24 protein-coding genes are annotated in these 26,106 nt (G+C 64.6%); 13 read left to right on the top strand and 11 right to left on the bottom strand.

Annotated elements, in window-relative coordinates; genetic code table 11:
* The first annotated feature begins 4 nt into the window (after nucleotides 1-4).
* From IVA78_RS19350 to IVA78_RS19330, 5 genes are all read left to right on the top strand, one after another.
* Entirely contained in the window at nucleotides 5-1,090 is a 1,086-nt protein-coding gene (locus IVA78_RS19350) for an ABC transporter ATP-binding protein (protein WP_247279576.1), read from the top strand.
* Complete coding sequence (locus IVA78_RS19345; RefSeq protein ID WP_247279577.1) at nucleotides 1,090-2,064, top strand: sugar ABC transporter permease; 975 nt, start codon at nucleotides 1,090-1,092, stop codon at nucleotides 2,062-2,064. The genes IVA78_RS19350 and IVA78_RS19345 overlap by 1 nt, the downstream gene beginning before the upstream one ends.
* Entirely contained in the window at nucleotides 2,064-2,870 is an 807-nt protein-coding gene (locus tag IVA78_RS19340; RefSeq protein WP_247279578.1) for a carbohydrate ABC transporter permease, read from the top strand. Before IVA78_RS19345 ends, IVA78_RS19340 begins: the two co-directional genes overlap by 1 nt.
* A 10-nt stretch (nucleotides 2,871-2,880) precedes the next feature.
* Entirely contained in the window at nucleotides 2,881-3,210 is a 330-nt protein-coding gene (locus tag IVA78_RS19335; protein ID WP_247279579.1) for a DUF2160 domain-containing protein, read from the top strand.
* Nucleotides 3,211-3,340: 130 nt separating this feature from the next.
* On the top strand, nucleotides 3,341-5,083 hold the full coding sequence (locus IVA78_RS19330; RefSeq protein WP_247279676.1) for an ABC transporter substrate-binding protein: 1,743 nt from the start codon (nucleotides 3,341-3,343) through the stop codon (nucleotides 5,081-5,083).
* 224 nt (nucleotides 5,084-5,307) lie between these two features.
* On the opposite strand, the gene IVA78_RS19325 is transcribed toward IVA78_RS19330, so the two are convergent.
* The 5 genes from IVA78_RS19325 to IVA78_RS19305 all read right to left on the bottom strand — a co-directional run bounded on the left by IVA78_RS19325 (nucleotide 5,308) and on the right by IVA78_RS19305 (nucleotide 12,110).
* Nucleotides 5,308-6,408: an alkene reductase gene (locus IVA78_RS19325; protein ID WP_247467050.1), complete on the bottom strand. Its 1,101-nt coding sequence runs from the start codon at nucleotides 6,406-6,408 to the stop codon at nucleotides 5,308-5,310.
* Between the two features lie 183 nt (nucleotides 6,409-6,591).
* The gene (locus tag IVA78_RS19320) at nucleotides 6,592-7,095 is read right to left on the bottom strand and encodes a DUF1993 domain-containing protein (RefSeq protein ID WP_247415688.1); all 504 of its coding nucleotides are present in this window, start codon (nucleotides 7,093-7,095) and stop codon (nucleotides 6,592-6,594) included.
* A 304-nt stretch (nucleotides 7,096-7,399) separates the two neighbouring features.
* Nucleotides 7,400-8,695, bottom strand: coding sequence for a lytic murein transglycosylase (locus IVA78_RS19315; RefSeq protein ID WP_247467047.1), 1,296 nt, complete (start codon nucleotides 8,693-8,695; stop codon nucleotides 7,400-7,402).
* A 134-nt stretch (nucleotides 8,696-8,829) separates the two neighbouring features.
* A complete protein-coding gene (locus IVA78_RS19310) occupies nucleotides 8,830-10,767 on the bottom strand; it encodes a glycosyltransferase (protein WP_247467044.1) in 1,938 nt (645 codons plus the stop codon).
* A complete protein-coding gene (locus IVA78_RS19305) occupies nucleotides 10,764-12,110 on the bottom strand; it encodes an HlyD family secretion protein (RefSeq protein WP_247279584.1) in 1,347 nt (448 codons plus the stop codon). The genes IVA78_RS19310 and IVA78_RS19305 overlap by 4 nt, the downstream gene beginning before the upstream one ends.
* Before the next feature lie 285 nt (nucleotides 12,111-12,395).
* Between IVA78_RS19305 and htpX the strand changes: the two genes are divergently transcribed.
* Nucleotides 12,396-13,331, top strand: coding sequence for a zinc metalloprotease HtpX (gene htpX, locus IVA78_RS19300; RefSeq protein WP_247279585.1), 936 nt, complete (start codon nucleotides 12,396-12,398; stop codon nucleotides 13,329-13,331).
* A gap of 139 nt (nucleotides 13,332-13,470) precedes the next feature.
* Complete coding sequence (locus IVA78_RS19295) at nucleotides 13,471-14,112, top strand: tetratricopeptide repeat protein (protein WP_247415682.1); 642 nt, start codon at nucleotides 13,471-13,473, stop codon at nucleotides 14,110-14,112.
* Nucleotides 14,113-14,117: 5 nt separating this feature from the next.
* Here IVA78_RS19295 and IVA78_RS19290 read toward each other — a convergent pair whose 3' ends face one another.
* Both IVA78_RS19290 and IVA78_RS19285 read right to left on the bottom strand, forming a co-directional pair.
* The gene (locus tag IVA78_RS19290) at nucleotides 14,118-14,471 is read right to left on the bottom strand and encodes a hypothetical protein (RefSeq protein ID WP_247279587.1); all 354 of its coding nucleotides are present in this window, start codon (nucleotides 14,469-14,471) and stop codon (nucleotides 14,118-14,120) included.
* A gap of 173 nt (nucleotides 14,472-14,644) precedes the next feature.
* Complete coding sequence (locus tag IVA78_RS19285; protein WP_247279588.1) at nucleotides 14,645-15,451, bottom strand: hypothetical protein; 807 nt, start codon at nucleotides 15,449-15,451, stop codon at nucleotides 14,645-14,647.
* Between the two features lie 227 nt (nucleotides 15,452-15,678).
* On the opposite strand from IVA78_RS19285, the gene IVA78_RS19280 reads away from it, so the two are divergent.
* Complete coding sequence (locus IVA78_RS19280; protein ID WP_247279589.1) at nucleotides 15,679-15,972, top strand: antibiotic biosynthesis monooxygenase; 294 nt, start codon at nucleotides 15,679-15,681, stop codon at nucleotides 15,970-15,972.
* Between the two features lie 119 nt (nucleotides 15,973-16,091).
* On the opposite strand, the gene IVA78_RS19275 is transcribed toward IVA78_RS19280, so the two are convergent.
* Nucleotides 16,092-17,555: a short-chain fatty acyl-CoA regulator family protein gene (locus IVA78_RS19275; RefSeq protein WP_247279590.1), complete on the bottom strand. Its 1,464-nt coding sequence runs from the start codon at nucleotides 17,553-17,555 to the stop codon at nucleotides 16,092-16,094.
* 223 nt (nucleotides 17,556-17,778) lie between these two features.
* On the opposite strand from IVA78_RS19275, the gene IVA78_RS19270 reads away from it, so the two are divergent.
* The 3 genes from IVA78_RS19270 (at nucleotide 17,779) to IVA78_RS19260 (ending at nucleotide 20,397) form a co-directional block, all read left to right on the top strand.
* Nucleotides 17,779-19,410 carry an isocitrate lyase gene (locus tag IVA78_RS19270; protein ID WP_247279591.1) on the top strand — a complete coding sequence of 544 codons (1,632 nt, stop codon included), beginning with the start codon at nucleotides 17,779-17,781 and terminating at the stop codon, nucleotides 19,408-19,410.
* A 29-nt stretch (nucleotides 19,411-19,439) separates the two neighbouring features.
* On the top strand, nucleotides 19,440-19,649 hold the full coding sequence (locus IVA78_RS19265; protein WP_247279592.1) for a hypothetical protein: 210 nt from the start codon (nucleotides 19,440-19,442) through the stop codon (nucleotides 19,647-19,649).
* A gap of 196 nt (nucleotides 19,650-19,845) precedes the next feature.
* Nucleotides 19,846-20,397, top strand: coding sequence for a hypothetical protein (locus tag IVA78_RS19260; RefSeq protein WP_247279593.1), 552 nt, complete (start codon nucleotides 19,846-19,848; stop codon nucleotides 20,395-20,397).
* A gap of 146 nt (nucleotides 20,398-20,543) precedes the next feature.
* On the opposite strand, the gene IVA78_RS19255 is transcribed toward IVA78_RS19260, so the two are convergent.
* Nucleotides 20,544-21,428, bottom strand: coding sequence for a metallophosphoesterase (locus IVA78_RS19255; protein ID WP_247467040.1), 885 nt, complete (start codon nucleotides 21,426-21,428; stop codon nucleotides 20,544-20,546).
* A 92-nt stretch (nucleotides 21,429-21,520) separates the two neighbouring features.
* Between IVA78_RS19255 and IVA78_RS19250 the strand changes: the two genes are divergently transcribed.
* Both IVA78_RS19250 and IVA78_RS19245 read left to right on the top strand, forming a co-directional pair.
* Nucleotides 21,521-22,012, top strand: a complete 492-nt coding sequence (locus IVA78_RS19250; RefSeq protein WP_247279595.1) for an NUDIX domain-containing protein — start codon at nucleotides 21,521-21,523, stop codon at nucleotides 22,010-22,012.
* 149 nt (nucleotides 22,013-22,161) lie between these two features.
* Nucleotides 22,162-22,677 carry an N-acetyltransferase gene (locus IVA78_RS19245; protein ID WP_247279596.1) on the top strand — a complete coding sequence of 172 codons (516 nt, stop codon included), beginning with the start codon at nucleotides 22,162-22,164 and terminating at the stop codon, nucleotides 22,675-22,677.
* Between the two features lie 117 nt (nucleotides 22,678-22,794).
* Here the strand turns inward: IVA78_RS19245 and IVA78_RS19240 are convergent, their stop codons facing one another.
* Nucleotides 22,795-25,161: a TonB-dependent receptor gene (locus IVA78_RS19240; protein ID WP_247279597.1), complete on the bottom strand. Its 2,367-nt coding sequence runs from the start codon at nucleotides 25,159-25,161 to the stop codon at nucleotides 22,795-22,797.
* Between the two features lie 151 nt (nucleotides 25,162-25,312).
* Nucleotides 25,313-25,729, bottom strand: a complete 417-nt coding sequence (locus IVA78_RS19235) for a DUF2946 family protein (protein ID WP_247279598.1) — start codon at nucleotides 25,727-25,729, stop codon at nucleotides 25,313-25,315.
* Nucleotides 25,730-26,106 lie beyond the last annotated feature (377 nt).

Below are 26,106 nucleotides of genomic sequence, written 5' to 3'. Positions count from 1 at the left end.
CGCCATGGCCCGCATTGACCTCGTCGATCTCGCGCACTCCTATGGCGGCAATAATGCGCCGCCGGAAAGCTTTGCGCTGAAGCCTGTGACCATGACCTGGCGGCAGGGCGGCGCCTATGCGCTGCTCGGCCCGTCCGGCTGCGGCAAGACCACGCTGCTCAACGTCATCTCCGGCATCATCACGCCCTCGCGCGGAAAGATCATGTTCGACGGGGTGGACATCACACCATTGTCAACCCAGAAGCGCAACATCGCCCAGGTGTTCCAGTTTCCGGTGATCTACGACACCATGACGGTGGGGCAGAACCTGGCGTTTCCGCTGAAGAACCGCGGCGTGCCGAAGGCCGAGATCGACAGGCGCGTCGCCGAGATCGGCCGCCTGCTCGATCTCGAACCCTATCTGAACCGCAAGGCGACGCGGCTCACGGCCGACGCCAAGCAGAAGATCTCGCTCGGCCGCGGCCTGGTTCGCTCGGACGTCGCCGCAGTGCTGTTCGACGAGCCGCTGACCGTGATCGATCCCGAGCTGAAATGGCAGCTCCGCTCCAAGCTGAAGGCGCTGCATCGCGAGCTCGACCTCACGATGATCTACGTCACCCATGACCAGACCGAGGCGCTGACCTTCGCCGACACTGTAGTCGTCATGCATGACGGCCGCGTGGTGCAGAGCGGCACGCCGGCCGAACTGTTCGACAAGCCTGCCCATACGTTCGTCGGCTACTTCATCGGCTCGCCTGGCATGAACATCCTGCCGGCGGAGGTGAGGGGACGCGAGGCGCGGATCGGTGGGCACGTCATCGCGCTCAACCGCAGCTACGACAATTTGCCTTCGGGCGCCAAGATCGAGATCGGCGTCCGCCCCGAATTCGTCGAGGTCGTCGCGCCCGCGCCCGGTCTGCTCACCGCAAAGATCGAGCGCATCGACGATCTCGGCCGCATCCGTTTCGCGCGGGCGCGGCTCGGCGACGCAAAGCTCGCCGCGCGCGCCCCCGGCGGATTCACCAGCCCGGACGGCAATGCGGGGCTGAAATTCGATCCGTCCCATGTCCACGTCTATGCCGACAGCCTTCTGGTGGAGGGAGCCGCCTGATGGACAAGATCGTCAACCAAAAAGCCTGGTTCCTGGTGCTGCCGGTGTTCCTGGTCGTCGCCTTCTCGGCGGTGCTGCCGCTGATGACCGTGGTGAACTATTCGATGCAGGACACCTTCGGCAACAACCAGTTCTTCTGGAACGGTGTCGGCTGGTTCAAGGAGCTGCTCGATCCCTCGACCGATCTCGGCGGCCGCTTTCTCGCTTCGCTCGGCCGCAATTTGTTTTTCTCGCTGGTGATCCTCGCCATCGAGGTGCCGCTTGGCATCGTCGTCGCGCTGTCGATGCCGCGCGAGGGCTGGACGGTTGCGGCCTGCCTCGTCATCCTCGCGCTGCCGCTGCTGATTCCGTGGAACGTGGTCGGCACGATCTGGCAGATCTTCGGCCGCCCCGACATCGGCCTGCTCGGCTATGCTCTCAACGCCGCGGGCTTCGACTACAATTACGTCTCCAACGACATCGACGCCTGGGTCACGGTCATCGTGATGGATGTCTGGCACTGGACCAGCCTCGTTGCGCTGCTCTGTTACGCCGGTCTGAAGTCGATTCCCGAAGCCTATTACCAGGCCGCCCAGATCGACGGCGCCTCGCGCTGGGCCGTTTTCAAGGCGATCCAGCTGCCGAAGATGAACCGCGTGCTCTTGATCGCGGTGCTGCTGCGCTTCATGGACAGCTTCATGATCTATACCGAGCCCTTCGTCGTCACCGGCGGCGGGCCGGGCAACTCGACGACCTTCGTGTCGATCGAGCTGGTCAAGATCGCGCTCGGCCAGTTTGACCTCGGAAAGGCCGCCGCGCTGTCGCTGGTCTACAATCTGATCATCCTGATCGTCTGCTGGATCTTCTATACCGTCATGACCAATGCCGGCGTCGAACGCAAAGTCCAGGCAGAGAGCGAGCCGGCGATTGAGTCCAAGCCGTCGGCCCGGCCCAAGCCCGTGCCCGCGCTTAAGCCAAAGGAAGGAGTGGCCTGATGCATTCGATCCCCGGCCGCCGCCTCATCATGGGGCTGTTCCTGATCTTTCTGCTGCTGCCGATCTACTGGCTCGTCAACATGAGCTTCAAGACCAACAGCGAGATCGTCTCGACAATGACGCTGTGGCCGCATACCCCGACGCTCCAGCACTACAAGCGCATCTTCACCGACGAGAGCTGGTACTCCGGCTACATCAACTCGCTGGAATACGTCGTCCTCAACACCGTCATCTCGATCGCGGTGGCGCTGCCGGCGGCCTACGCCTTCTCGCGCTACCGCTTCCTCGGCGACAAGCACCTGTTCTTCTGGCTGTTGTCGAACCGCATGGCGCCGGCCGCGGTTTATGCGCTGCCGTTCTTCAACCTCTATTCGGCGATCGGCCTGTTCGATACGCCCTGGGCGGTCGCGCTCGCGCACTGCATCTTCAACGTTCCGCTGGCGGTGTGGATCCTGGAAGGCTTCGTCTCCGGCGTGCCGCGCGAGATCGACGAGACCGCCTTCCTCGACGGCTATTCCTTCCCACGCTTCTTCATCAAGATCCTGGTGCCGCTGATTGCGAGCGGCATCGGCGTCGCCGCCTTCTTCTGCTTCATGTTCTCATGGGTCGAGCTCTTGCTCGCGCGCACGCTGACCTCGGTGCAGACCAAGCCCATCGCCGCGATCATGACGCGCACGGTGTCGGCCGCCGGCATGGACTGGGGCCTGCTGGCCGCCGCCGGCGTGCTCACCATCATTCCGGGCGCGCTCGTGATCTGGTTCGTCCGCAACTATATCGCGCGCGGTTTCGCGCTTGGCCGGGTCTAGGGAGGCTCATATGGAATCCATTGCATGGATGGCCTGGACGTTGCCGACCGCGATCTTCTTCGCAGCGCTCGCCTGCACGCTGGCGGTGATGACGTGGCTTGCCGCGGTCTATCCCGAGGCCGAGCGCGTCGGCGTGCTCAGCATTCCGACCACGCGCGGCGACCGCCTGTTCATCTCGCTGATCGCGGCCGCCGTCATTCACCTCGTGTGGATCGGCCTCGTCGGCACCGATGCGATCGCCACGCTGCCGGTCGGCGAGGAAGGTTTTGAGATTTCGAACCTGTGGCTCGCAAGTGGAATTTCGCTGGTCATGGCCGCGCTTATTTTTCGCACGGTCTGAAGCTGGCGAAGGGACGGCCAGATCCGGGACCAACCCGGGCCTGTATAAAAGTTTGTCGCTGCAACGGAGGAATAACATGCGGCAGTTTAGGAGAAGGAAAGGTCCATTGACCAGGAATAGCTTTACGACCATGTCCAGCGTCGCCGCGATTGTTGCGGTGTCGTTCGCCGTCTCGGCGCCGGTTCGCGCCGCCGATGACGCCGTAATCCAGAAGTGGATCGCGGAATTCCAGCCCTCGACGCTGTCGAAGGAAGACCAGAAGAAGGAGCTGGAGTGGTTTGCCAAGGCCGCCGAGCCCTTCAAGAACATGGAGATCAACGTCGTCTCCGAGACCATCACGACACACGAATATGAAGCGCAGACGCTGGCCAAGGCGTTCTCCGAGATCACCGGCATCAAGCTCAAGCACGACCTTATCCAGGAGGGTGACGTCGTCGAGAAGCTCCAGACCCAGATGCAGTCCGGCAAGAACGTCTATGACGGCTGGATCAACGATAGCGACCTGATCGGCACGCATTTCCGTTACGGCCAGACCATCGTGCTGTCGGACTACATGGCCGGCGAGGGCAAGGACGTCACCGATCCCATGCTCGACGTCAATGACTTCATCGGCAAGTCATTCACTACCGGGCCGGACGGCAAGCTCTATCAGCTTCCCGACCAGCAGTTCGCCAACCTCTATTGGTTCCGCTACGACTGGTTCACCAATCCCGACTACAAGGCCAAGTTCAAGGCGAAGTATGGCTACGAGCTCGGCGTGCCCGTGAACTGGTCCGCGTATGAGGACATCGCCGAGTTCTTCACCAACGACATCAAGGAGATCAACGGCGTCAAGGTCTACGGCCATATGGACTATGGCAAGAAGGACCCCTCGCTCGGATGGCGCTTCACCGACGCCTGGCTGTCTATGGCCGGCAACGGTGACAAGGGCATTCCGAACGGCCTGCCGGTCGACGAATGGGGCATCCGCATGGAAGGCTGCCGTCCGGTCGGCTCGTCGGTGGAACGTGGTGGCGACACCAACGGTCCAGCCGCGGTCTACTCGATCACCAAGTATCTCGAGTGGCTGAAGAAGTACGCGCCGCCGCAGGCGCAGGGCATGACGTTCTCCGAAGCTGGCCCGGTGCCGGCGCAGGGCAATATCGCCCAGCAGATCTTCTGGTATACCGCCTTCACCGCCGACATGGTGAAGCCGGGACTGCCGGTCGTGAATGCGGACGGTACGCCGAAGTGGCGCATGGCTCCCTCTCCGCACGGCTCCTACTGGAAGGAAGGCATGAAGCTCGGTTACCAGGACGCCGGCTCCGCGACGCTGCTGAAGTCGACTCCGCCGGACCGCCGCAAGGCAGCCTGGCTCTATCTCCAGTTCATCGTCTCCAAGTCGGTGAGCCTGAAGAAGAGCCATGTCGGTCTCACCTTCATCCGTGAGTCCGACATCTGGGACAAGTCCTTTACGGAACGTGCGCCGAAGCTCGGCGGCCTGATCGAGTTCTACCGCTCGCCCGCCCGCGTGCAGTGGACCCCGACCGGCAACAACGTGCCCGACTATCCGAAGCTCGCGCAGCTCTGGTGGCAGAACATCGGCGATGCGTCGTCCGGTGCGAAGACGCCGCAGCAGGCGATGGATGCCCTTGCGGCCGCCCAGGACTCCGTGATGGAGCGCCTCGAAAAGTCCGGCGTGCAGGGCGCCTGCGGTCCCAAGCTGCACAAGAAGGAATCGGCCGAATACTGGTTCGCCAAGGCCCAGAAGGACGGCACGATCGCTCCGCAGCGCAAGCTCGCCAACGAGAAGCCGAAGGGCGAGACGGTCGACTACGACACCCTGATTAAGTCGTGGCCGGCCACTCCGCCCAAGCGCGCGGAAGCGAAGTAAGCAGCGTCTCATAACAACGAAGGCCGGGAGCAATCCCGGCCTTTTTCTTTTTGGTGAGTTGGGCTCACTGCCTCCGCACCGTCACTGCGAGCCACCGGGTCCGCGCGAAGCGCGGCCCGATGACAGGCTCCGCGAAGCAAGCCGGAGTCTTTCCGCGGAGGCAGTCTGGATTGCTTCGTCGCTTCGCTCCTCGCAATGATGGAGAATGGGGCTACGGCGCAGCCTTACTCCGCCAGCTCAGCCGCGAGCGTCGGATAGTCCGTGTATCCTTTCGCGCCGCCGCCGTAGAACGTGGTCTTGTCCCAGTCGTTCAGGGCCGCGCCCTGCTTCAGCCGTTCGACCAGGTCGGGGTTGGAGATGAACGGCTTGCCGAAGGCGATGAGATCGGCCGCATTCGCGTCCAGCACCTTGTTCGCGAGATCGAAGCCGTAGCCGTTATTGGCGATATAGGCGCCCGAAAAGCGCTTGCGCAAGGACGCATAGTCGAACGGTGCGAAGTCCCGCGGTCCGCCGGTGGCGCCTTCGACGACGTGGAGATAGACCAGCTTGAGCGCGCTGAGACCGTCGACGATGTGATCGAACAGAGCTTGCGGATTGCTGTCGGAGATGTCGTTGGCAGGCGTCACCGGTGAGATGCGAATGCCGGTGCGATCGCTGCCGGCTTCAGCCGCGACGGCTCTGGAGACCTCAAGCATCAACCGCGCACGGTTCTCGATGGAGCCACCATAGGGGTCGGTTCGCTTGTTGGCGCCGTCCTTGGCGAACTGATCGAGCAGATAGCCGTTGGCGCCGTGGATCTCGACGCCGTCGAAGCCGGCTTCGAGCGCATTCTTCGCGGCGCGCTTGAAGTCGTCGATGATCCCAGGAATTTCGGACAAATCGAGCGCGCGCGGCTCGGAGACGTCGGCGAAGCCGCCGTTGACGAAGGTCTTGCCCTTGGCGCGGATTGCGCTCGGCGCCACGGGGGCTGCGCCATTCGCCTGGAGGTCGACATGCGAGATGCGGCCGACATGCCAGAGTTGGATGAAGATCTTGCCGCCGCGCTCATGGACGCGGTCGGTGACCTTGCGCCAGCCGGCCACCTGGTCTTTGGAATAGATGCCGGGCGTGTCCTGGTAGCCCTGGCCCTGCTGCGAGACCTGGCTCGCTTCGGTGATCAGGAGCCCCGCGGAAGCGCGCTGGCCGTAATAATCGGCCGCGAGCGGACCAGGTACGAACGTGCCGGGCGCAGCACGGTTGCGCGTCAGCGGCGCCATCACCAGGCGATTGGCCAGCGTGATCGGGCCGAGCTTGTAGGAGGCAAACAATTTGGTCGGACGGCTCATGGGAATGCTTCCAGGCAATGAGAGGTCACGAACACTTGTGCATCGCGATAACAGGCGCAAGGGAGGAGCCATACGGAAAGTGCAGGCGAGCTGCGCGGCGAGCTCTGCGCAGCATGAATCATGTGCAAATTCGGCCGCGGCGGCAGGTTCGACCTCCTGCCGCAGCCGCTTGCATTGTCGAGGTTAGTTCGCGCCGAGGAAATCGCGCTTGCCGATCTCGACGCCGTTGTGGCGCAAAATGCCATGGGCGGTCGTGGCGTGGAAATAGAAGTTCGGCAGCGAAAACGAGCTCAGGAATTGCTGGCCCTTCATGGTGATGGATTTGTCCGGACCGGCCGGGAAGGTGACGTCCTTGACGTCGGCACCTTCGAACTGCTCGGGCTTTAACGACTTCACGTAGTCGATGGTCTTGGCCAGCCGCTGCTTCAGCTCTGCGAAGCTGATCTCGGTGTCGGACGTTGCGGGCACCTCGCTATGGGTGAGCCGGGCACAGCCCTTGGCGGCGAAATCGCTGACGAGCTGGACCTGCTTCGACAGCGGCAGCATGTCCGGAAAGAGGCGTGATCCGAGCAGGACGCTGGGGTCGATCTTTTTGGCCGCGCAATGTGCCTCCGCCTTGGCGAGCAGGCCGGTGAGGCTGTTCAGGATTTGCAAATAGGCGGGGACGACGGCGTCGTAGAAGGACATGTGATGCTCGCTTCAATGGGAGGGAATCTCAGGAGAAAACCTGAGCGACTCACATGGGAACGTCATGGAAAAATACAATCGCGGAAGCAGCTTGTGCGATGCGAAAATTCTCCTTCGATGGCTCGTGGTGCTGTAGCCGCCACACCTCTTGCTGTCATGCCGCGCGAAGGCGGGCGATCCCGTACGCCGAGACGATTGTGATTGGGCAGAGGCGCTGCGCGTACTGGATGCCCGGCCGGAGCCTGTTATCGGGCTCGCCGAAAACGAGACCCGGTGGCGGGGCATGACGGCGAGTTAGGCTCGCTTATCTCACCATGCCCGCCGGCTGCGCCTGCGCCGTGCCGCCGCGCATGCGGGCCAAGAGCTCCGTGGTCGGCCAGGAATCGGCCGGCAGACCGTGCTTGATCTGCATCGCCTTGACGGCCGCGCGGCTCTGCTGGCCCAGCACGCCATCGATCTTGCCGACATTGAAGCCGGCACGCACCAGGAGCTGCTGCAATTCCTTGAGCTCGTTGAACGGCAGCTGCGCCACCGGCGCCGTTGGCTTGCGCAGCGGCGGGGCGCCAGCGATGCGCGAGGCGAGATAGCCTGCCGTGGTCGAGTAGATCAGCGAGTTATTCCATTCGGTATAAGCCGCGAAATTCGGGTATGCCATGAACGCCGGCCCAAAGCGTCCCATCGGCAGCAGCACGGAGGCGGCGAGATTGTCGTTCGGCAGCGGGCGTCCGTCAGGGTAGGTGACTCCGAGCTGCGCCCATGTCGAGCGCGGCTCCCGCACGTTGAGATCGGTCTTGTCCCACGGCAGGTTTGGCGGCACCTTGATCTCCTCCAGCCACGGCTCGCCGCGCCGCCACTTCAATCCGTTGGCGATGTAATTCGCGGTCGAGCCGATCACGTCGGCTCCCGAGCGCAATAGGTCGCGCCGCCCGTCGCCGTCATAGTCGACGGCGTAGTTGACGTAATGCACGGGCAGGAACTGCGTCTGCCCGAGCTCACCGGCCCAGGAGCCGATCATCTCGTCGGGATGCAGATCGCCGCGGTCGATGATCTTCAGCGCGGCGATGGTCTCATTGACGAACATCTCCGAGCGGCGGCAATCATACGCGAGCGACACCAGCGATTTCAGCGTCGGCAGGTTGCCCATGTTGGCGCCGAAATCGCTTTCCAGCCCCCAGAACGCGGCGATGACGGCCGGCGGCACGCCATATTCCTTCTCGGCGCGCGCGAATGCGGCCGCGTATTGCTTGATGTGCTGCTGGCCGTTCTGCATGCGATAGGGCGCGGCCATGCGGCCGGCAAATTCGGTGAAGAGCTGGCCAAACACACGCTGGCCGCGGTCACGGTTCACGATGCCCTGGTCGTAGATGAGATAGGGCGAAGCCTCCGCGATCGTGCGCTGCGATACGCCCGCAGCCATCGCCTGTTGCTTCACGTCGGCCAGGAAGCGATCGAAGCTCGCGCCATTGTGGCACGACGCCGCGCGCGGCGAGGGAGCCTTCGGCACTGCGGGCTTGGCGGGAGGTGGAAGCATTTGGGCCGAGGCGGTGGCGGAGCATGCGAGGAGCGCGACGGCCGCGATCAGAAATCGGGTCTGGACCATGGGGGTTCCGGCGGGGAAGGGGAGGCGTGGATTCGACAGAAGTCTAGGCGAAGTGATGGCCTCAGGCCATCCTTCCTTGCCGCCCTTTCCATGCCCCGTCAGCCCAGGGAATACGAGCGGGCGTCGCACGAGGCCTAGCCGAACAGCCGCAGCAGCAGCGCCTTGCCGACCGGCAGCGCGCTCACGCCCCGATAGGCCCGAACATATTCGCCGGCATAGAACGCCCTGATCGCATGCACGCGCGTATCCATGCCTTCCTCGAAGCGCACGGCGAATCCATCCGCAGTCCATCGCACCACGATCGCCGCGATCGAGCGGCCATAGATCCGGCATTCGATCGTGCTTCCGGGCGCCGGCCGATCGGGATCGATCAGTCGGGCGCCGGTGATGGAGATGTCGGCGAGCCGCGCGAGATGCGACCGGCCATCCTGGCGCAGCAGGACCGGTTCATTGCGATTGAACCGCTCCGCCTTGCGCTTGCGCGGCTGCTCGATGCAGACGAAGCAGACCACGGTGAGAATGAGCGCGTTGTAAAGGCTCCAGGCCAGCGCCAGTCCGCCATAAGCGATGTTCTCGCCGCGAAGGTGCAGGATGAAGGCATAGGCGATGGCCGAGAGCGTGATGAGAAGGGCGGTGCCATAGAGCCGCAGCAGCGGCCATTCGACGAATCGTCTGTCGCGGTCGCCGCCTTTCGCGGTGACCTTGAATTTGTGACCTTTCGGCTTCAACAGGCCGGCCGCAACCGCCTTGAGCACGGCGGGCGCGGCGATGAGCTGCGAGACGTCCGTCATCATGGCGAGCGAACGGCCGCGCGACAGCCAGGCCATGCTGAGACCATTCCAGACATAGAACGGCAGGAAGACGCGCAATAATTCGGTGAGATCGGCCCGGACCGCCTTGATTCCGAACAGCAGGAACAGCCAGGGCACCACGAGGCCGGCCACCTTCGATGGGTAGACCGCGGCCCAGCTCATGAAGGCGTCGATCAGCGAGAGCCGATCGATCAAGGGCAGCCTTGAGTCCCGCGAGAGTGGTCCGCTGCGGCCGCGCACGATCTGCATCAAGCCGAGACACCAGCGGGCGCGCTGGGTGATGTATTCCTTCAGGCCTTCCGGCGCGAGCCCGATCGTCAGGCGCTCGTTGAGATAGATCGTGTTGAGGCCGCGTTCCTTCAGGCGCAGGGTGACGAGGTAGTCTTCGGTCACCGAGTCAGTCGGAAACCCGCCGATCTGCACCAGTCCGGTATAGCGAATGAGGGATGAGGTGCCGCAGCAAAACGCGACCCCCCAGGCGTCTTTCGCCGGCAGCAGGATGTCGAAGAAGAAGCGTTGCTCGTCGGGCCAGACGTCAGTCGCGGCAAGGTTGGTCTGGATCGGGTCGGGATTGATGAAGTGCTGCGGCGTCTGCACCACGCCGACCGAAGCATCGTCCATGAGCGAGATGGTGCGCGCGAGGAAGTCGGGCCGCGGCACGAAGTCCGCGTCGAGGATGGCCACGAAGTCGGGCCGCTCCGGCAGCGCGCCGACATGCCTGAGCGCATGGTTGATGTTGCCGGCCTTGGCGTGGTGGTTGTCGGGCCGCGTGAGATAATGGCAGCCGAGCTCGCGCGAAAGGCGCCCCAGGGGCCGTCGGCCATCGTCGAGCACCCAGACGCGGTAGTTGCCGTACGCCATGCCGGTCGCGCCGATGATCGTGCGCTCGAGGATCGATCGTTCCTCGTTGTAGGTGCAGATGAAGACGTCGATCAACGGCGCGCGCGGGTCGGTGGCACGGCCATCGATCCTCGCCGCGCCCGTGCGATCGAGCGTCCGGCTCAGGAACAGCAGGGACAACGCGACTGCGACCAGCGAGGCCGCCTCCAGCAGCATGAAGGGATAGCCGATCACCGCATCAACAGTCAGATGCGGCGGCGGGAGCGTCGCCGTGACCCGCCAATAGAGATAGCGCAGCAGCAACGCCACCGACATGACGGCCAGCAGCGAGCGAGCCATCGTGCTGTCGCGCCTGAGCAGCGGCACGATCGCCATGAAGGCGCCGAGCGCAATCAGGCCAGGCGTCAGCGCCGTCGTCACGGCGTGGTCTCATGCCGGGCGAACACGACGCGGCCGGTGCGCCCCACGGTGCAAGCGCGGGCCGCAGCGTCGCGTGATGCCACGGTCACGCGATAGGGCTCCTTGCTCAGCGCATCCGGATTGATCGCGAGATTGGCGGGCGCGCCGGCGGCGCCGGTCAGATTGATCACGGTGCCGGAGATCGGCTCGCCGCCGTCATTCGGCTCGAAGGTGGCGCGGTCGCCGAGCTGCAGGTGGTTGTAGACGTTTTCGGTGACGTTGGCAGTGATGACGGCGCCGCTGCAATCGAGCACCTTGAGCAGGGGCTGGCCGGCCTGCACGTCCTCGCCCGGCGAGGTCATCATCTCCCAGACCCGCCCTGTGACCGGTGTCGTGATGTTGGCCTCTGAGAGATCCGCGAAGCGGACCTCTTCGACGATGAGCTCGTTGGCGAGCCAGGAGATCTCGGTGTCGATTCGTGCGAGGTCGGCTTCGAGGTCGCTGGCGCGCTGGCGCATCTCTTCCTCGCGCTGCACCGAGCTTGGCCGGTCGTTGTAGCTGTCGCCGAGGAACGAGCCGTTCTGTGCCGCGGCGAGCTCCACCTTGGTGGCGTCCAGCCGCTTGCGCGCACCGAGTTCGGTCTGCTGTGACACCGAGAGCTCGCGCGTCAGACGCGCCAGCTCGACGGTCGAAACGTTGCCGGATTTCGCTAGCGAGGAGGCGCGGTCGACGGCGGCGCTGGCCTCGTCGCGCCGCGCGGCGGCCGCCTCGATCGAGGTCTGGATCTCCGCAATGCGCGCCTCGAGCTGGAGCACGCGTCCGTCGCGGAATTGCGTCGCCTGCCGCGCAAGATCCTTTTGTGCGGCCTGGGCCGAGGCAAGCTTGGCAGCAAGGCTCGGCCGCTCGTTTTCAAGGCGCGATTTCTGCCGCCGGAGATCGTCGAGCCGGGTGCGATCGCTGCGCGAATTCACGACGCGCAGGACCACGGTTCCCGCGTCGAGCTTGGTCTGGTCGGTGATGCGCTGCGCAGCTGCCACACGGCCGCCGATCGGCGTACGCAAGGTGACGAGCCGGGAATTCAGCACCGCCTCGACGCTCGAATTCTCCCAGATCGCGCGTAGCGGCAGCCAGCCGAACACTGCGATGATGGCGAGCCCGATGGCAATCTTGGCCCCGCGCCGCAGATGGGGCCAGCGCGGCGGCGGTTCCGGCGCCGTTTGCGCATCGGGCGCGTGGCCGGGCTCGTCATTGGCGAACATCTGCTCGTACAGCGCCTCCTGCAAGCCCTTCGCGTCAGTCTTGCTCTCGTGAGGGGAGGGAGTGGATGCGGGGTCGACGGAAGCGGCGCGTGAGCGGTCCATCATGGCGGTCACCTTGCTGACGGGATGCCAACGGAACCGGTCAATGCACAAGAACCGTGCGCCGTGCCCGGTGAGCGCGGATTAAGCCAATGCTGCGCTTTCCAGGTTGCTAAGCGCCCACGTGTGTTTTTGCGTAAATCTCCGTCAAGGTTTAGGGGCGGGGGAAAGGCTGGCCGCACTGCCATCGATCTGCGGCCGGGCGACGCACGAACCTTGCGGTCACAGGCAGCATTCATACCTCGTTGGAGCCGGCCAGAGGCTCGCCCGCGGCCGCGCCAGGAGACGGCCATGAACTATCTTCGTACCGCAATGCTGCTCGCAGGCCTCACTGCCCTGTTCATGGGCGTGGGGTATCTGATCGGCGGTGCCTCGGGCGCCATGATCGCGCTCGTCATTGCCGCCGCGACCAATCTCTTCACCTACTGGAACTCTGACCGCATGGTGCTCTCGATGTACGGCGCCCATGAGGTCGACCGTGCCAGCGCGCCGGAGTTGGTCGGCCTCGTCGCCGAGCTTGCGGGCCGCGCCGGCCTGCCGATGCCGCGCGTGTTCCTGATGGACGAGGCTCAGCCCAACGCGTTCGCGACCGGCCGCAACCCGGAGAACGCCGCGGTGGCCGTCACCACCGGCCTGGTGAACCAGCTCAGCCGCGAGGAGCTCGCCGGCGTGATCGCGCACGAGCTGGCGCATATCAAACATCACGACACGCTTCTGATGACGATCACCGCGACGATCGCCGGCGCGATCTCTATGCTGGCGCAGTTTGGCATGTTTTTCGGCGGCAATCGCGACAACAACAACGGTCTGGGCATCGTCGGCTCGATCCTGATGATGATCCTTGCCCCGCTCGGCGCCATGCTGGTGCAGATGGCGATCAGCCGCACCCGCGAATATGCCGCCGACAATCTCGGTGCGCGCATCGTGGGACAGCCGATGTGGCTGGCGTCCGCGTTGGTGAAGATCGAGGGCGCCGCGCATCAGGTGCCGAACTTCGAGGCGGAGCGGAATCCCGCGACCGCGCACATGTTCATCATCAATCCGCTGTCGGGCCACGGCGTCGACAATCTGTTCGCCACGCATCCCTCGACCCAGAACCGCATCGCGGCGCTTCAACAGCTCGCGGCCGAACTCGGCGCGCGGTCAGCGCCGTCGCTCGGCGCTAACGAGAACTATCCGCCGCGAAGCCCGTGGGGCCGCTCCTCTTCGCGCGGTCCTTGGGGCTGATGCGGCACACCGGCTGGAAATTGCGCTCTGTTTTGTGACCTGGCGCACACAGGATCCCCGGCGCCGGTGTTAACATCCCGGCGAGACCACTTCTTCGAAAGGGGATGCGTGACCGGCCCTCTGCCGGTCACCGTCGAAGATGACCAGAGCTGCCGTACCATTGCTGATCGTCCTTTGCGTGCTTATTGGGCTGTCCACGCACATGGTCGTCAATTGCGGCGACGAGGACGATCCCGACATCTGCTCGGCCGTGATCGGCTTCTCGCCGCTGCGCGGCTCGCTGATCGCGTTCGCCTATGAGGGGCGCGGACGGATCGCGCTGCGCCATGGCGACTTCAGGCGGGCGATCGCCGATTTCGATGAGGCCATCCATCTCAATCCCAACCGCGCCTCACTCTATCGAGACCGCGCGCTGGCGCGCCGGCAGAACGGTGATCTGGAGCTTGCGATTGCGGATTATGACGAGGCGATCGCGCATGACCCCAAGCTCGCCGCGCCCTATCACCAGCGCGGTCTCGCGCTCGCCGCCAAAGGCGATCTCGACCGCGCCATCCTGAGCTACAACACGGCGGTCCGCCTCGACCCCTCGGACGCGCAGGCCCGCCTCGACCGCGGCTTTGCATTCCTCGCCCGCGGCCAGACCGACGACGCACGGGCCGATTTCGAGGCCGCGCTGGCGCTGCCGCCCGGCAAGGACGGCCGCACCCATGAGGCGGCACGTGCCAAGCTCGCCGAACTCGCCAGCGCCGAGCCGACTCGGCTCGCCGCGCCGAGAAGGTGAGCTGATTACTTCGCCTTCTTGGCTTTGGCCTTCTTCGCCTTCGCAGCCTTCTTCACCGGCTTCTCCTTCGCCGTCTTCTCCACCTTTGCCGCGGCCGGCGTGCTGGCGGCGAGGCGCATGGCGCGGGCGTAGCTGTCGGCGACGTTGTCCGCGGACATCTGGAGGCGCTTGGCGGCGGCGGTGGCCTGCTCCAGGGTGGCCTTGGCCATCATCTTGAAGCGGTCGCTGGTCTCCTTGCCCTTGGCCTTGGCGGCAAGGCCGTTGAAGCGATCCCGCCGCTGCTTGGCGCGGGTCATCAGGCCCGTATGCAGTTGTCTGGCCAGTTGCCGGATCACGACATCCAGGTCGGCGTCCGCCATGTTGTTCTATCCCCTTCGAAAACAATATCGATGCGGGCGGGACTATGCAGATCGGCCCCCACCTTGGCAATTCCCGCTGAGCCGCCATCCGCAGCTTCCGGTTTACAAAACAAAAAAGCCGCGCATTTTGCGCGGCTCTGATGTCATCTGGCGCAGGAAGCGCGACGTCAGCCTCACTTCAGCGAGGCGACCGGACCGCTTGGGGCTGCAGGGTCGGGGTCGAAGCCGAACACGCCGACCAGGTATTTGTAATAGTCCGGCAACTTTTCCTTGAGCGCCTCGCGAGACTTCGGATCGTGGAATTCGCTCTTGCCGGCCAGGAAGATGCTCGCGGTCACGGCAAAGAACTCCATGGGATTCTTCATCGCATAGGATTCCCTGGGCAGCAGGTCCTTGGACTTGGCCAGGACGTAATAGGCGATCACGCCCTTGTTGGCGTAGCCGTCCGGCAACAGCCGCGCGTGGTAGGCATGCAGGAGCTCGTGCAGCAGCACAGCCTCCTTCTCGTAACGCATCATGTCGGGCCGCAGCATGATCACGCCGAGCCCCGAATCGACCGCGAGATCGACCGCATTCGGATTGGTCCAGCGCTGCTTGTCCGGATCCCAGACCGTCAGCGTCCGGGGAGCGCTGCGCTGGATGTCCGGTGTGACCCTGCCGTAGCAGGCGGTCGCGGCACCTTCGTCGAGGCAGGCCAGCTCGCTCGCGACGATCGGAACGGTGTGGAAGAAGCGCAGCACGCGCGGCGACAGGCCGACGCCTTCGACCACGTCGATCTGGCTCTTCAGATTGCTGGTGAGCTTGTCGACATCCTTGCGGTCGCGATTCTCGGACAAATCGAACATGTAGCCGCGGTAGCTCTGGAAGCCCGGCGGCAGCGGCTGCGCTGCGTCAGTCGACGCATCGAGCGATCCGGCAATGGATGGATTGGCGAAGAGCGCGCCGACGATGGTTGCGGTCAGCAGCAACGCAATGCGCATGATGAACCCCCTGATCTCACCTCGCCCGGCAGGATAAGCCACCGTTGTTCGCGAAACGTGAGTGGGGCAAGACTAAGGCACCGATGTTGAGGCGTGCTTAATCCTTGGTTGCAGATCGCGGCGTCGGATTAGGGCGAGGTTAACCAAGCGTGGATCGGCGGCGCGCTTCGGCGTAACATCCACTCCGGGCACCAGGCCCTTACATCAGTAGCCGGAAGGAGGATGTCATGTATGCCGCCATCCGTCAGGCCAAGGCGAAAAGCGGGAGCGCTGAAGAGCTGGCGCGCCGCATCAAGGACGGCGCCGTCCCGATCATCAGCGACGTCGATGGTTTCCGCGCTTATTACGTCGTCTATGCCGGCGACGACACGGTGACCGCGATCTCGATCTTCGACAAGTTCGAACAGGCGGAGGAGGCGAACCGGCGCGCGATCGCCTGGATCGAGAAGGATCTGGCTCCGCTGCTCGCGGGACATGCGAGCGCTGCGGCCGGGCCGGTGATCGTGCATACGCTGGCGTAGGCGGCGGGGCGCGTTAGAGCTCTATCTTCAACTGGCATGCCCCGCCTTCGCGGGCGACGACAGGAGGACGTGGCGCGCGCCATTGGCCAAATGCACCCTGCGCCCCACTGCTCCCGGCTTCACAATTCCCGTGCATTCGAGAAGGCGAAACTCGACACCCGCCGCGTCGTCTCATCCAGGATCAGGGTGCGCGTGATCGGCGGCTCGGCACGCTGGGCGCAGTTTTCGCGCTCACAGAGACGGCAGTTGACGCCGATCGGCGTGCCCTCGGTCTTCTCCAGGTCGATGCCCGCAGCGTAGGTCAGGCGCGCGGCGTGACGGATCTCGCAGCCGAGGCCGATGGCGAAACGCGGTTGCGGCAGCGGGTGCGGCGCGACGGGGCGGCGCACCATCTGCGCGATCGAGAAATAGCGCGTGCCATCGGGAAGCTCGATCACCTGCTTGAGCAGGCGGTCCGGCGTGTCGAAGGTCGAGTGCACGTTCCACAAGGGGCAGGTGCCGCCGAATTTGGAGAACGGGAACGTGCCGGAGGAGAAGCGCTTCGAGACGTTGCCGGCATTGTCGACGCGCAAGAGAAAGAACGGAATGCCGCGCGCGTTGGGCCGCTGCAGAGTGGTGAGGCGGTGGCAGACCTGCTCGAAACCGGAATTGAAGCGCTGCGCCAGCACCTGGATGTCGTAATTGAGCGCCTCGGCCGCGGCGAGGAACGCCGGGTAGGGCATCATGACGGCGGCTGCAAAATAATTGCCGAGCGTGATGCGGAACAGCCGCCGCGGCGCGTCGTCGAGCGGGCCGGATCGGCCGATGATAGTCTCGAAATGCTGCGCGCATTCACCTAAGCCGAGCTGGAAGGCGAGCTGGAACGCACGGCCGGGCGGGTCGACCAGCTCGGAGATCAGGAGCTGACGGCGATGGCGATCGAACCGCCGCAGCGTCTCGCGCATCACGTCGACGGGCATGATGCGGGTCTGGATCGAATGCTTTTCGCGCAAGCGCGCGGCCAGCGCCGCGTAGAGCCCTTCGGCCGGCACGTTCAGCTCATCGCGAAGGTTTTCCGCGGCCTGCTCCAGCTCCGGGAAATAGTTGCGATTGGCCTCGATCAGTTCGCGTACGCGCTCGACCGGATTGGCCTCATAACGCGTGCCGACGTCGCGGTCGGCCATTTGCGCGGCCGCCAGCGTCTCGCCCTGGCGCGCTTCGGTATAGGCGGCATAGAGCCGTTGCAGCGCATGAGTCACGCCGGGGCAAAGCTCGGCGAGGTCGCGCAGCTCCTGCTTGGGCACGTCGATCTGGCGGAACAAGGGATCGGAGAAGATTTCGTTGAGCTCGGCGAAGAAGCGGTCCTCATCGGCAGTGGCGAGGTCGCGCAGGTCGAGGTCATAGGTCTCGGCCAGCCGCAGCAGGATCTGCGCGGTCACCGGGCGCTGGTTGCGCTCGATCAGGTTGACATAGCTCGGCGAGATCGAGAGCCCCTCGGCGATCTGGGTCTGCGACAGCCCCAATTGCTGCCGGATCCTCCGAAAGCGCGGGCCGACGAACAGTTTCTTCCCGGAGAACAGTTTCTTCCCGGAATCGACGGGCATTTCTCAGGACTCCGTAGGCATCAAGGACAGTCTTGCTGACCTATAATTTACAAAATTTACAAAGTAACATGTATTACATGTTCTTATGTTACATGACATCACCAATAAGAAACAAGCCATCTATACGAAGTTTCTGTTTTCGCGTTTAGCTCCTGACACGCATTTCGCAATGCATTGTCAAGAATGTCGATGGCTCGCCATCGACCGCGAAAGGATCAGGCACATGAACTATCAGCCCCGCGGCATCAGCACCCTCCTGCGCCCGGCTTCGTATCAGAGCGAGATCGAGGCGGCTCAGGCGCTCCTTGAGACCCAGCCGACCTGGAACGGGGTGAAGGCCGAGGCCGTCGCACGCATGCGCCTGCAGAACCGTTTCAAGACCGGCCTCGATATCGCCCGCTACACCGCCGCGCTGATGCGGGCCGACATGGCCGCCTATGACGGCGACCCCACCAAGTACACCCAGTCGCTCGGCTGCTGGCACGGCTTCATCGCGCAGCAGAAGCTGATCTCGGTCAAGAAGCACTTTGGCAAGACCGATCGCACCTACCTGTATTTGTCGGGCTGGATGATCGCCGCGCTGCGCTCCGAGTTCGGCCCGCTGCCCGACCAGTCGATGCACGAGAAGACCTCGGTGCCCGCCCTGATCGAGGAGCTCTACACTTTCCTGCGCCAGGCCGACTCGCGCGAGCTCAACGATATCTTCCGCGCGCTCGACAAGGCCCGCAAGGAAGGCGACAAGGTCAGGGAGAAGGAGCTGATCGAGAAGATCGACAACTTCCAGACCCATGTCGTGCCCGTCATCGCCGACATCGACGCCGGCTTCGGCAATGCGGAGGCGACCTATCTGCTTGCCAAGAAGATGATCGAAGCGGGCGCCTGCGCGCTCCAGATCGAGAACCAGGTCTCCGACGAGAAGCAGTGCGGCCACCAGGACGGCAAGGTCACCGTGCCGCATGACGTCTTCCTCGCGAAGATCCGCGCCTGCCGCCACGCCTTCCTCGAGCTCGGCGTCGAAGACGGCGTCGTCGTGACCCGCACCGACTCGCTCGGCGCCGGCTTGACGCAGCAGATCGCCGTCAGCCACAGGCCCGGCGACATCGGCGACCAGTACAACAGCTTCCTGGATTGCGAGGAAGTGACGGCGGAGAACGCCAGGAACGGCGACGTCATCATCAACCGCAACGGCAAGATGATGCGTCCGAAGCGGCTGCCCTCCAACCTCTACCAGTTCCGCCCGGGCACCGGCGAAGACCGCTGCGTACTGGACTGTATCACCTCGCTTCAGAACGGCGCCGACCTGCTCTGGATCGAGACCGAGAAGCCGCATATCGAGCAGATCGCCAAGATGGTCGACCGCATCCGCAAGGTGGTTCCGAACGCGAAGCTGGCCTACAACAACTCGCCGTCGTTCAACTGGACCCTCAACTTCCGTTGGCAGGTCTACGATGCGATGAAGGAAGCCGGCAAGGACGTCAGCCAGTACAACCGTGCCGAGCTGATGAAGGCGGAATATGACGACACGCCGCTGGCGAAGGAAGCCGACGAGCGCATCCGCACCTTCCAGGCGGATTCGGCCAAGCGTGCCGGCATCTTCCACCATCTGATCACGTTGCCGACCTATCACACGGCGGCGCTGTCGACCGACAATCTGGCGCGGGAATACTTCGGCGAGCAGGGCATGCTCGGCTACGTCAAGAACGTCCAGCGCGCCGAGATCCGTCAGGGCATCGCCTGCGTGAAGCATCAGAACATGGCCGGCTCCGATATCGGCGACGACCACAAGGAGTACTTCGCCGGCGAAGCTGCCCTGAAGGCGGGCGGCGCCCACAACACGATGAACCAGTTCGGCTAACGCATCACGCACTTCGACAGGAGACTGACATGACCAAAGGCAGCAATTTCTGGGTGATCGGCGGCGAGTTCGGTTCGATGAACTTCCACAAGCTCGTGGAAGGCTCGGCTCAGGTCAAAGGTCCGTTCAAGACCCGCAAGGAAGCCGAAGACTGCTGGCGCGAGGTGTCGGAAGAGAGCCGCTACAAGGCCGGCGTCCGCTTCTCCATCGTGGAGGAGCCTTCGCGGGTCTCGGCCTAAGGATTCCGGCTGCCGATCTAACTAAGAAGACGTCCAAGGACGGATGGTCCCATCCAGGCCTTAGCCTGGGTGGGATCGTCTGTTTTTGGCACAGGTGAAACGTCTGTGGGCGCCGTAAGTATCTGGAATTGTGGACCCTTTGCGGGCGCTGTGGTTGCTGATAGGTTAATTCCCGTGTTTGAGGACGAGGCCGACAATGTCAGAGCCCGAAACCAGCGGGATTCATCCCAGCCAGCCGCGCCCGGTGCGGCTGCGCGATGCACTGTTGCGCGCCCGGATCGAGGCCGCCGACCGGACCGGCGTGGTCGTCGACCTCAGAGATGCCGAGGTGGCCCGGCTGGAGATCCTCAACGACGCGCTCGATCCTCTGTTCGCGCAGGTGCCGGAGCAGATCGAGCTGTTCGACCGTGGCATCAGCCAGGGCGATACGCCGAGGCTCTGGATCGACGTCGTCGCCCACATCTTGATGGGGCGTGACAAGCGGATGTACCGCTTCGTCCAGGACACCCGCTTCGGCCGCATCGTGCTCGCCGAATCGCACGACACCGCCGTTATCGTCGAGGCCGTCACCGACTATGTCGCGCGCCGCATGATCGAGCGCGAGCGCGCGATGGTGGTGCCGCCCGAGCCGAAGCCCGCCGCCGCGCCGCCGCGCCGCTCGCGCGTGTGGCCGTTCCTGTTCGGCTTCATCCTCGGCGCCGCGGCGCTGTTCGGCCTCGCTGTGCTGGCCGCCTTGCGGAGCTGGTGAGGCTCTCTCCGTCGTCATTCCCGGGCATGCGAAGCATGAGCGCCGGAATCCACCGGGCCACAGCGCATGCGGGTGAATGGATTCTCTGATGCGCAATTGCGCATCAGAGCTCGCCTGCCGCGCGCCCCCGGAAAATGACGATGGCCTCAAATCAACCGCGCATGCTTGATCTGCCCGATCTGAAATCCAGCGCCCAGGCTCCGCACCGTCTGCTCGCAGCGCCAGCCGGAATTGTCCTTTTCGATTGTGAACAGGTTATACGCCGCCGCCGGGTAACGTCCGTGCGCGAGCGCCGAGGCGGAAGGCACGCCGAGTGCGGCAATGTTGCCGTTCGGGCCCTCGAACCACATCGTCGAATGAATGTGGTCGTGCCCGTGCAGAATCAGCTCGACGCCATGCCGTTTCAACAGTGCCAGCAGCTCGGCCGCGTCCGTCATCCGCTTCTGGCGCGCGACGGATCTCAGCGGATGGTGCACCAGCAGCACGCGGAAGACGTCTTCCGCCGCGAGCCGCTCGAGCACCTCTGCGAGGGCCGCGAGCTGATCGCGCCCGAGCGTGCCCGTCGCCATCAGCGGCAGGGTCGGCACCGCCGTGGACAGGCTGATCAGCGCGAGCGGCCCGCGCCGGCGCACGGCGGGGAAGGCTGCGGTATCGGGCGTATCCGCGGCGATGTAGTGCAGGAACGTCTCGCCGAAGCGATGGCGCGTCGCGCTGACATAGGCGTCGTGATTGCCGGGAATCGCGGTGACGCGCTCGGGCGGACCGACGCTTTCGAGCCAGGCCAGGGCCGGCGCGAACTCGGCTTCCAGCGCGAGGTTGACGAGATCGCCCGTCACGGCGATGTGGTCGGGCGCCTGGGCCTTCATATCGGCGACCAGCGCGTCGAGCACCTCGCGGCGCTGGTATTTGTGCCGGTTGCGCGTCCAGTTGATGTAGCCGAGCGCGCGCTTGCCCGCGAGCTCGATCAGCCGCGGCTTCGGCAGTGGCGGCAGATGCGGGTCGGACAGATGGGCGAGCGTGAAGGGGGCCATGGCGCGCGATTGCCTCGCTATTGCTCCGCTGTAATGGCAAGGTCGCAGCCAGCGCGCAAGCGCGGCTCGAAACGGGGCGTCAAGAAGGCCTGATGCGAGAACGTCTGAACAGCATTCGACGACAATGCGAGCCGCTGCTGCGGCGTCTCTTCCATGCCTATTTCCTGCTGGTCCGCGGCATGACGCTCGGCGTCCGCGCCGTGGTGCTGGACGCCGAGAATCGGGTGTTTCTGGTCAGGCACAGCTACGTCACCGGATGGTACCTGCCCGGCGGCGGCGTCGACTTCGGCGAGACCATGGCGCAGGCGCTGCGGCGCGAACTCAAGGAGGAGGGCGACATTGATCTCACCGGGGACGCCATGCTGCACGGCATCTTCCTCAACAGCCACGTCTCCCGCCGCGACCACGTCGCCGTCTACGTCGTCAGGCAGTTCAGCCAGGACCGCCTGCCCGGACCGAACCGCGAGATCGTCGAATGCGGGTTCTTCGCGATCACGGCGCTGCCCGAGGGGACCACGCCCGGCACACGGCTGCGGATCGCCGAAGTGCTGGACGGCAAGCCGCTGATTGCGACGTGGCGATGAGGGCGGCCCGTGCTGGTGCGTGAGGGTTGTCGTTCAACAGTGCAAACCGGCGAATCAGAACACCTCTCCCGTCGGCGCTGAAAAAGGAACTGAGCATCTTTGCTGCCCGATGGACCGCGCTGCGTTCAGGTGCTATCCCGCGCGCTGACATGAGCGATCTCTCACTCACCATCCTTCCCGAGGCCGCCGGCGACGCTCAGGCGATCGAACGGCTGCACGAACGCACCTTCGGCCCCGGCCGCTTCGTGCTCAGCGCCTACCGCATCCGCGAGCATGTCGACCATCTGCTCGAATTGTCCTTCACCGCGCGCGTTGGGACGCTGCTGGTCGGCTCGGTCAGGCAGTTGCCGATCCTGATCGGCGACACGCCGGCGCTGCTGCTGGGGCCGCTCACCGTGGAGCCGCCGTTCCGCGACCGCGGCATCGGCCGTCTCCTGATGGAGCGCGCGCTGAAGGACGCCAAGGAAAAAGGCCACGCCATCGTGCTCCTGGTCGGCGACGAAGCCTATTACAGCCGCGTCGGCTTCAAGCCGGTCGCAAAGGGCCGCGTCACCATGCCGGGTCCGGTTGACCCCGCCCGCATTCTGGTGTTCGAGCTCGTCGACGGCGCTTTCGAAGGCGTATCCGGGCGGGTTGCGCCGGACTGGAGCAAGGCGCGCGGGTAGGTGCTACGACGCTGTGAATGGGAAGCGCAGCGGCAGTGCCCATACTCTGTCATTGCGACGGCGTGAACCAGCCGGGCGAGGCCAGCCGGGGCCGCTGTGGGCCCCGACTGTATGAGCTTAGAACTTGAAGTTCGCGAATGCCCGCACGCCAATGCCGGGCATCAGCACCTCGTCCTTGGTGTAGGAAACCGAGTTGCGGATGTTCTCGTTGAGGAGATTGTTGCCGACGATGCCGGCCATCATTTCGCGCGCGCCGAACCAGTTGCGGTCGAGCTTGGTCTTGTAGCTGACCTCGGCTTTCAGCAAATTGTAGCCCGCTGTCGGCGTCTCCGCGATCACCGCGACGTTGTTCTGCGCGAAGGCGTGCAGCAGGTTGACGCGCATCAGCCAGTTGTCGTCGCGCCAGAATACGCCGCCGCCCATTCTGAGCGGCGGAATCCGCGGCACGTTGGTGCCGTCGCTGAAGGTGGCGCGGACGAAGTCGAGCTGGTTCTCGATGCCCCAGATGCCGCCCTGGAAGGCGCCGACGTCGAGCTGCGACTGGAATTCGCCACCGCGGAAATTGGCATTGCGTTGCGAATAGACCGCCTGGTTCAGCTCGCCATCTGGTCCCCCGCAGGACGCAAAGTCGTCATCGCAGGACACGCCGGTGAGGCGGCGATAGATGAAATTGTCGAAATGCGTGTAGTAGACCGTCGCCTCGAACCGGAACGGCCCCGTCGCCCTGCGCACGCCGACCTCGATCGATTTCGCGGTCTCGATGGTGAGGTTCGGATTACCGATGTCGAACGTCGCGGTCGCGTCATGGCCGCCGCGTGAAAACAGCTCGGCAGCCTTCGGCGCGCGCTCGACATATTGCGCGGTGAGGCTGCCGACCATGCCACCCGGCAGGTCCTGCAGCAGACCGATGCTGCCGCTCTTCGGCGTGAAGGACGGATTGCGCGCGATCGCCGTCTGCGGCGTGCCGTCGGGCAGGTAATCGGCGGGGAAATCAGGCGTCGTGCCGTGCAGCTCGACATGCTCGATGCGACCGGCGATCTGTGCCCGCGTCGCCTCCGTGAACTTGAACTCGTTGAAGGCGTAACCAGCAACGCGCGTGCTGTTGTTCGGGTCCCACAGGCCGTTGAACAGCGTGCCGGGATTGTCGGGGCTCGGCGCACTCAATTCCTGATGTCCGACCTGGAAGCCGAGCGCCGTCGTCACCTCGGCGAAGCGGGCATTGAACGGCATCAGCTGCACCTCGGTGCGGATCTCCTGCTCCTTGTTGGTGAAGGTCTGGCGCACGCCGTCGCTGTTGGGGTTGCCGGGATCGGCAAGGCCGATCTCGTTGTGCCGGTAGTCGGTCGCGCCGGCCCAGAAGCGGACCGCGTCGATCGCGGCCGCGTCGGGGTGGTACTCGCCTTTGACGTTGATCTTGGTCTGATGTGCGTCGATCCGCGTGTTGTGGTCGGCGCCGTCGATGCCGGGGATGTGGTAGAGCGAGTCGTTCTGCGTGATCGATGCGCCGATATAGCCGCCCTGGAAGAAGTAGGAGCCGCCGATCGAGGCGCCGTCCGAGCGCGTCGCCGAGTTGGGCTGACGGCCGTTCACCGGGCGCGACTGGTCGGTCAGATAGGGATAGCTCGGGATATAGTAGTCGGAGGTCGTGCGGCCATAGGCGTCGGCATGGAATGCAAAATTGCCGCCGCCCGTGTCGAGCAGCACGCCGCTCTCGACGCCGCGATCGACCGAGCTGAACGCGGTGCGCGTCTCGGCGGTGACGCAAGGAGCGGTCGCGGCGCTCGCGAGCGGGGCCTTGGCCGGCATGCCATAGCTCTGGAATGAGGGCGCGCACGCAGGCATCGCGTCCGGAATCCGGTTGTTGGTGGCGCTGACGACGCCGCCGATCGAGGTCGAGCCGTAGCGCAGCGCCGCCGGCCCGCGCACCACTTCGATCTGGTTGGTGGCGAGCGGATCGACCGGGACGAAATGGTCCTCACCGAGATCGGAGGCGCCGCCGGCATTGGTGCCGTTCTCGACGATGCCGACGCGGTTGACATCGAGACCCCTGATGATCGGCCGGCTGGAGGCGCCGGGTGCGAAGCTCGAGCCGGTGATGCCGGGCTTGGAGAACAGGAGATCGCCGAGCTGGCCGCCGCCCTCGCGGCGGATCTCCTCGTTCGGCACCACGGTGACGGTAGCGAACTGGTTGGTCACAACAGGCAGCACGCCCTGCTGCGGCGCGGCGGGCGCGGACGCCGCGGGCGTCGCTTCCGCCGTTTGTTGGCGGCTGCGCACTCGCGCGGTCCGCGTGCCGCGGCCTGCGGTGCGGGAAGGCACCACCGCTCTGCGCACGATCGGGCTCGGCGCCGTCACGGTGACGGCGGGAATCTCGGTCGACGACTTGTCCTCGGCCGACTGGGCCAAGGCTGGTGTGGCGGCGGCCCCGAGCAGGAGCAGGCTTGCTCCGCCAAGACGCTGCGCGCGTCGCGATTGAAATGACATGGTCCTGATTCCACTCAGGCGCCGTCCGCATGATTGTATTGTCTGCTGATCGGAGGCGGCCTGCCGTCGCGGTGCGACGGAATTCGACTTCAACTTCTCCCCAGGCATTCGCCGACATTTAGCGAGGCTGGGCGTGATCAAGCGTTGGAGGTCAGGACGCGGGAGGGGCGCGGGGCTGGAATGCCGTGCCGGCGGATTTCAGATGGATGAATTCGGCGCCGGTGGTGCGGTGGAGCAGTTCGATCGCTTGCGGCAGCAGCAGCACGGGCGACGTCGCGAACACAATTGTGCCCGCCATCGCGACGACGGCGCAGATCGCGCAATTGTCCTCGCCCGGATGCTCGCGGTCGGGACCGGCCGGCGATTGCGTCTGGACTGCGGCGCGGCCCATCGCAGCAGCGCCCTTGGCGCTGTCCTTGGCGCCGTCGGTCTGCTGGAGCGAGGATTGGGCGAGGGGCGCGGCCCGCGCGAACCAGTGGCTGTGGCCGAACGTCAGCGCGAACTGCACCAGCATCGCGAACAACGCGAGCCGGGCAGCATGCCTCACATTCGACCGAAACCATTTCATCCCAAAACGCCCCACACCGCGCGGCCAATCCCCTGCCATCGCGGCGTTACAATGTAACATCGCCCGATCGGACGGTGGATGTCAACGCCGGCCGGATCGGCGCACGCAGGGCCGCGAGCCGATGTGTCGTTCCGGCAACTAGAGTGGGATGGAATTTTAGTTGAACTGCGCGCCCAGAACTCTGAGCAACCGGCGACATGGGTAACAGTTCAAACCGACGACATGGGTAACACAATTCTCGTTTCGTTCAGGCCTGCTGTTGTTGGGGCTGTGGACCCTGGGGGCAACGCGCAGCGTTGTCCCCAAGGTCCACAGCGCTTTGGCGTTCTTAATTGATCCGCCCGATAAGCAATGGTGCCGAGCGTGACCGGGCCGTA

It is taken from the genome of Bradyrhizobium sp. 137 (assembly GCF_023074095.1).
In the GTDB taxonomy this organism is placed as follows: Bacteria; Pseudomonadota; Alphaproteobacteria; order Rhizobiales; family Xanthobacteraceae; genus Bradyrhizobium.
This window is presented reverse-complemented; position numbering and strand designations above follow the sequence as displayed.

Excerpts from the sequence above, each read along its gene's own strand:
- IVA78_RS19350 (WP_247279576.1), top strand. The coding sequence starts at position 5 with ATGGCCCGCATTGACCTCGTCGATCTCGCGCACTCCTATGGCGGCAAT.
- IVA78_RS19345 (WP_247279577.1), top strand. The coding sequence starts at position 1,090 with ATGGACAAGATCGTCAACCAAAAAGCCTGGTTCCTGGTGCTGCCGGTG.
- IVA78_RS19340 (WP_247279578.1), top strand. The coding sequence starts at position 2,064 with ATGCATTCGATCCCCGGCCGCCGCCTCATCATGGGGCTGTTCCTGATC.
- IVA78_RS19335 (WP_247279579.1), top strand. The coding sequence starts at position 2,881 with ATGGAATCCATTGCATGGATGGCCTGGACGTTGCCGACCGCGATCTTC.
- IVA78_RS19330 (WP_247279676.1), top strand. The coding sequence starts at position 3,341 with ATGTCCAGCGTCGCCGCGATTGTTGCGGTGTCGTTCGCCGTCTCGGCG.
- IVA78_RS19325 (WP_247467050.1), bottom strand. The coding sequence starts at position 6,408 with ATGAGCCGTCCGACCAAATTGTTTGCCTCCTACAAGCTCGGCCCGATC.
- IVA78_RS19320 (WP_247415688.1), bottom strand. The coding sequence starts at position 7,095 with ATGTCCTTCTACGACGCCGTCGTCCCCGCCTATTTGCAAATCCTGAAC.
- IVA78_RS19315 (WP_247467047.1), bottom strand. The coding sequence starts at position 8,695 with ATGGTCCAGACCCGATTTCTGATCGCGGCCGTCGCGCTCCTCGCATGC.
- IVA78_RS19305 (WP_247279584.1), bottom strand. The coding sequence starts at position 12,110 with ATGATGGACCGCTCACGCGCCGCTTCCGTCGACCCCGCATCCACTCCC.
- htpX (WP_247279585.1), top strand. The coding sequence starts at position 12,396 with ATGAACTATCTTCGTACCGCAATGCTGCTCGCAGGCCTCACTGCCCTG.
- IVA78_RS19295 (WP_247415682.1), top strand. The coding sequence starts at position 13,471 with ATGACCAGAGCTGCCGTACCATTGCTGATCGTCCTTTGCGTGCTTATT.
- IVA78_RS19290 (WP_247279587.1), bottom strand. The coding sequence starts at position 14,471 with ATGGCGGACGCCGACCTGGATGTCGTGATCCGGCAACTGGCCAGACAA.
- IVA78_RS19285 (WP_247279588.1), bottom strand. The coding sequence starts at position 15,451 with ATGCGCATTGCGTTGCTGCTGACCGCAACCATCGTCGGCGCGCTCTTC.
- IVA78_RS19280 (WP_247279589.1), top strand. The coding sequence starts at position 15,679 with ATGTATGCCGCCATCCGTCAGGCCAAGGCGAAAAGCGGGAGCGCTGAA.
- IVA78_RS19275 (WP_247279590.1), bottom strand. The coding sequence starts at position 17,555 with ATGCCCGTCGATTCCGGGAAGAAACTGTTCTCCGGGAAGAAACTGTTC.
- IVA78_RS19270 (WP_247279591.1), top strand. The coding sequence starts at position 17,779 with ATGAACTATCAGCCCCGCGGCATCAGCACCCTCCTGCGCCCGGCTTCG.
- IVA78_RS19265 (WP_247279592.1), top strand. The coding sequence starts at position 19,440 with ATGACCAAAGGCAGCAATTTCTGGGTGATCGGCGGCGAGTTCGGTTCG.
- IVA78_RS19260 (WP_247279593.1), top strand. The coding sequence starts at position 19,846 with ATGTCAGAGCCCGAAACCAGCGGGATTCATCCCAGCCAGCCGCGCCCG.
- IVA78_RS19255 (WP_247467040.1), bottom strand. The coding sequence starts at position 21,428 with ATGGCCCCCTTCACGCTCGCCCATCTGTCCGACCCGCATCTGCCGCCA.
- IVA78_RS19250 (WP_247279595.1), top strand. The coding sequence starts at position 21,521 with ATGCGAGAACGTCTGAACAGCATTCGACGACAATGCGAGCCGCTGCTG.
- IVA78_RS19245 (WP_247279596.1), top strand. The coding sequence starts at position 22,162 with ATGAGCGATCTCTCACTCACCATCCTTCCCGAGGCCGCCGGCGACGCT.
- IVA78_RS19240 (WP_247279597.1), bottom strand. The coding sequence starts at position 25,161 with ATGTCATTTCAATCGCGACGCGCGCAGCGTCTTGGCGGAGCAAGCCTG.
- IVA78_RS19235 (WP_247279598.1), bottom strand. The coding sequence starts at position 25,729 with ATGAAATGGTTTCGGTCGAATGTGAGGCATGCTGCCCGGCTCGCGTTG.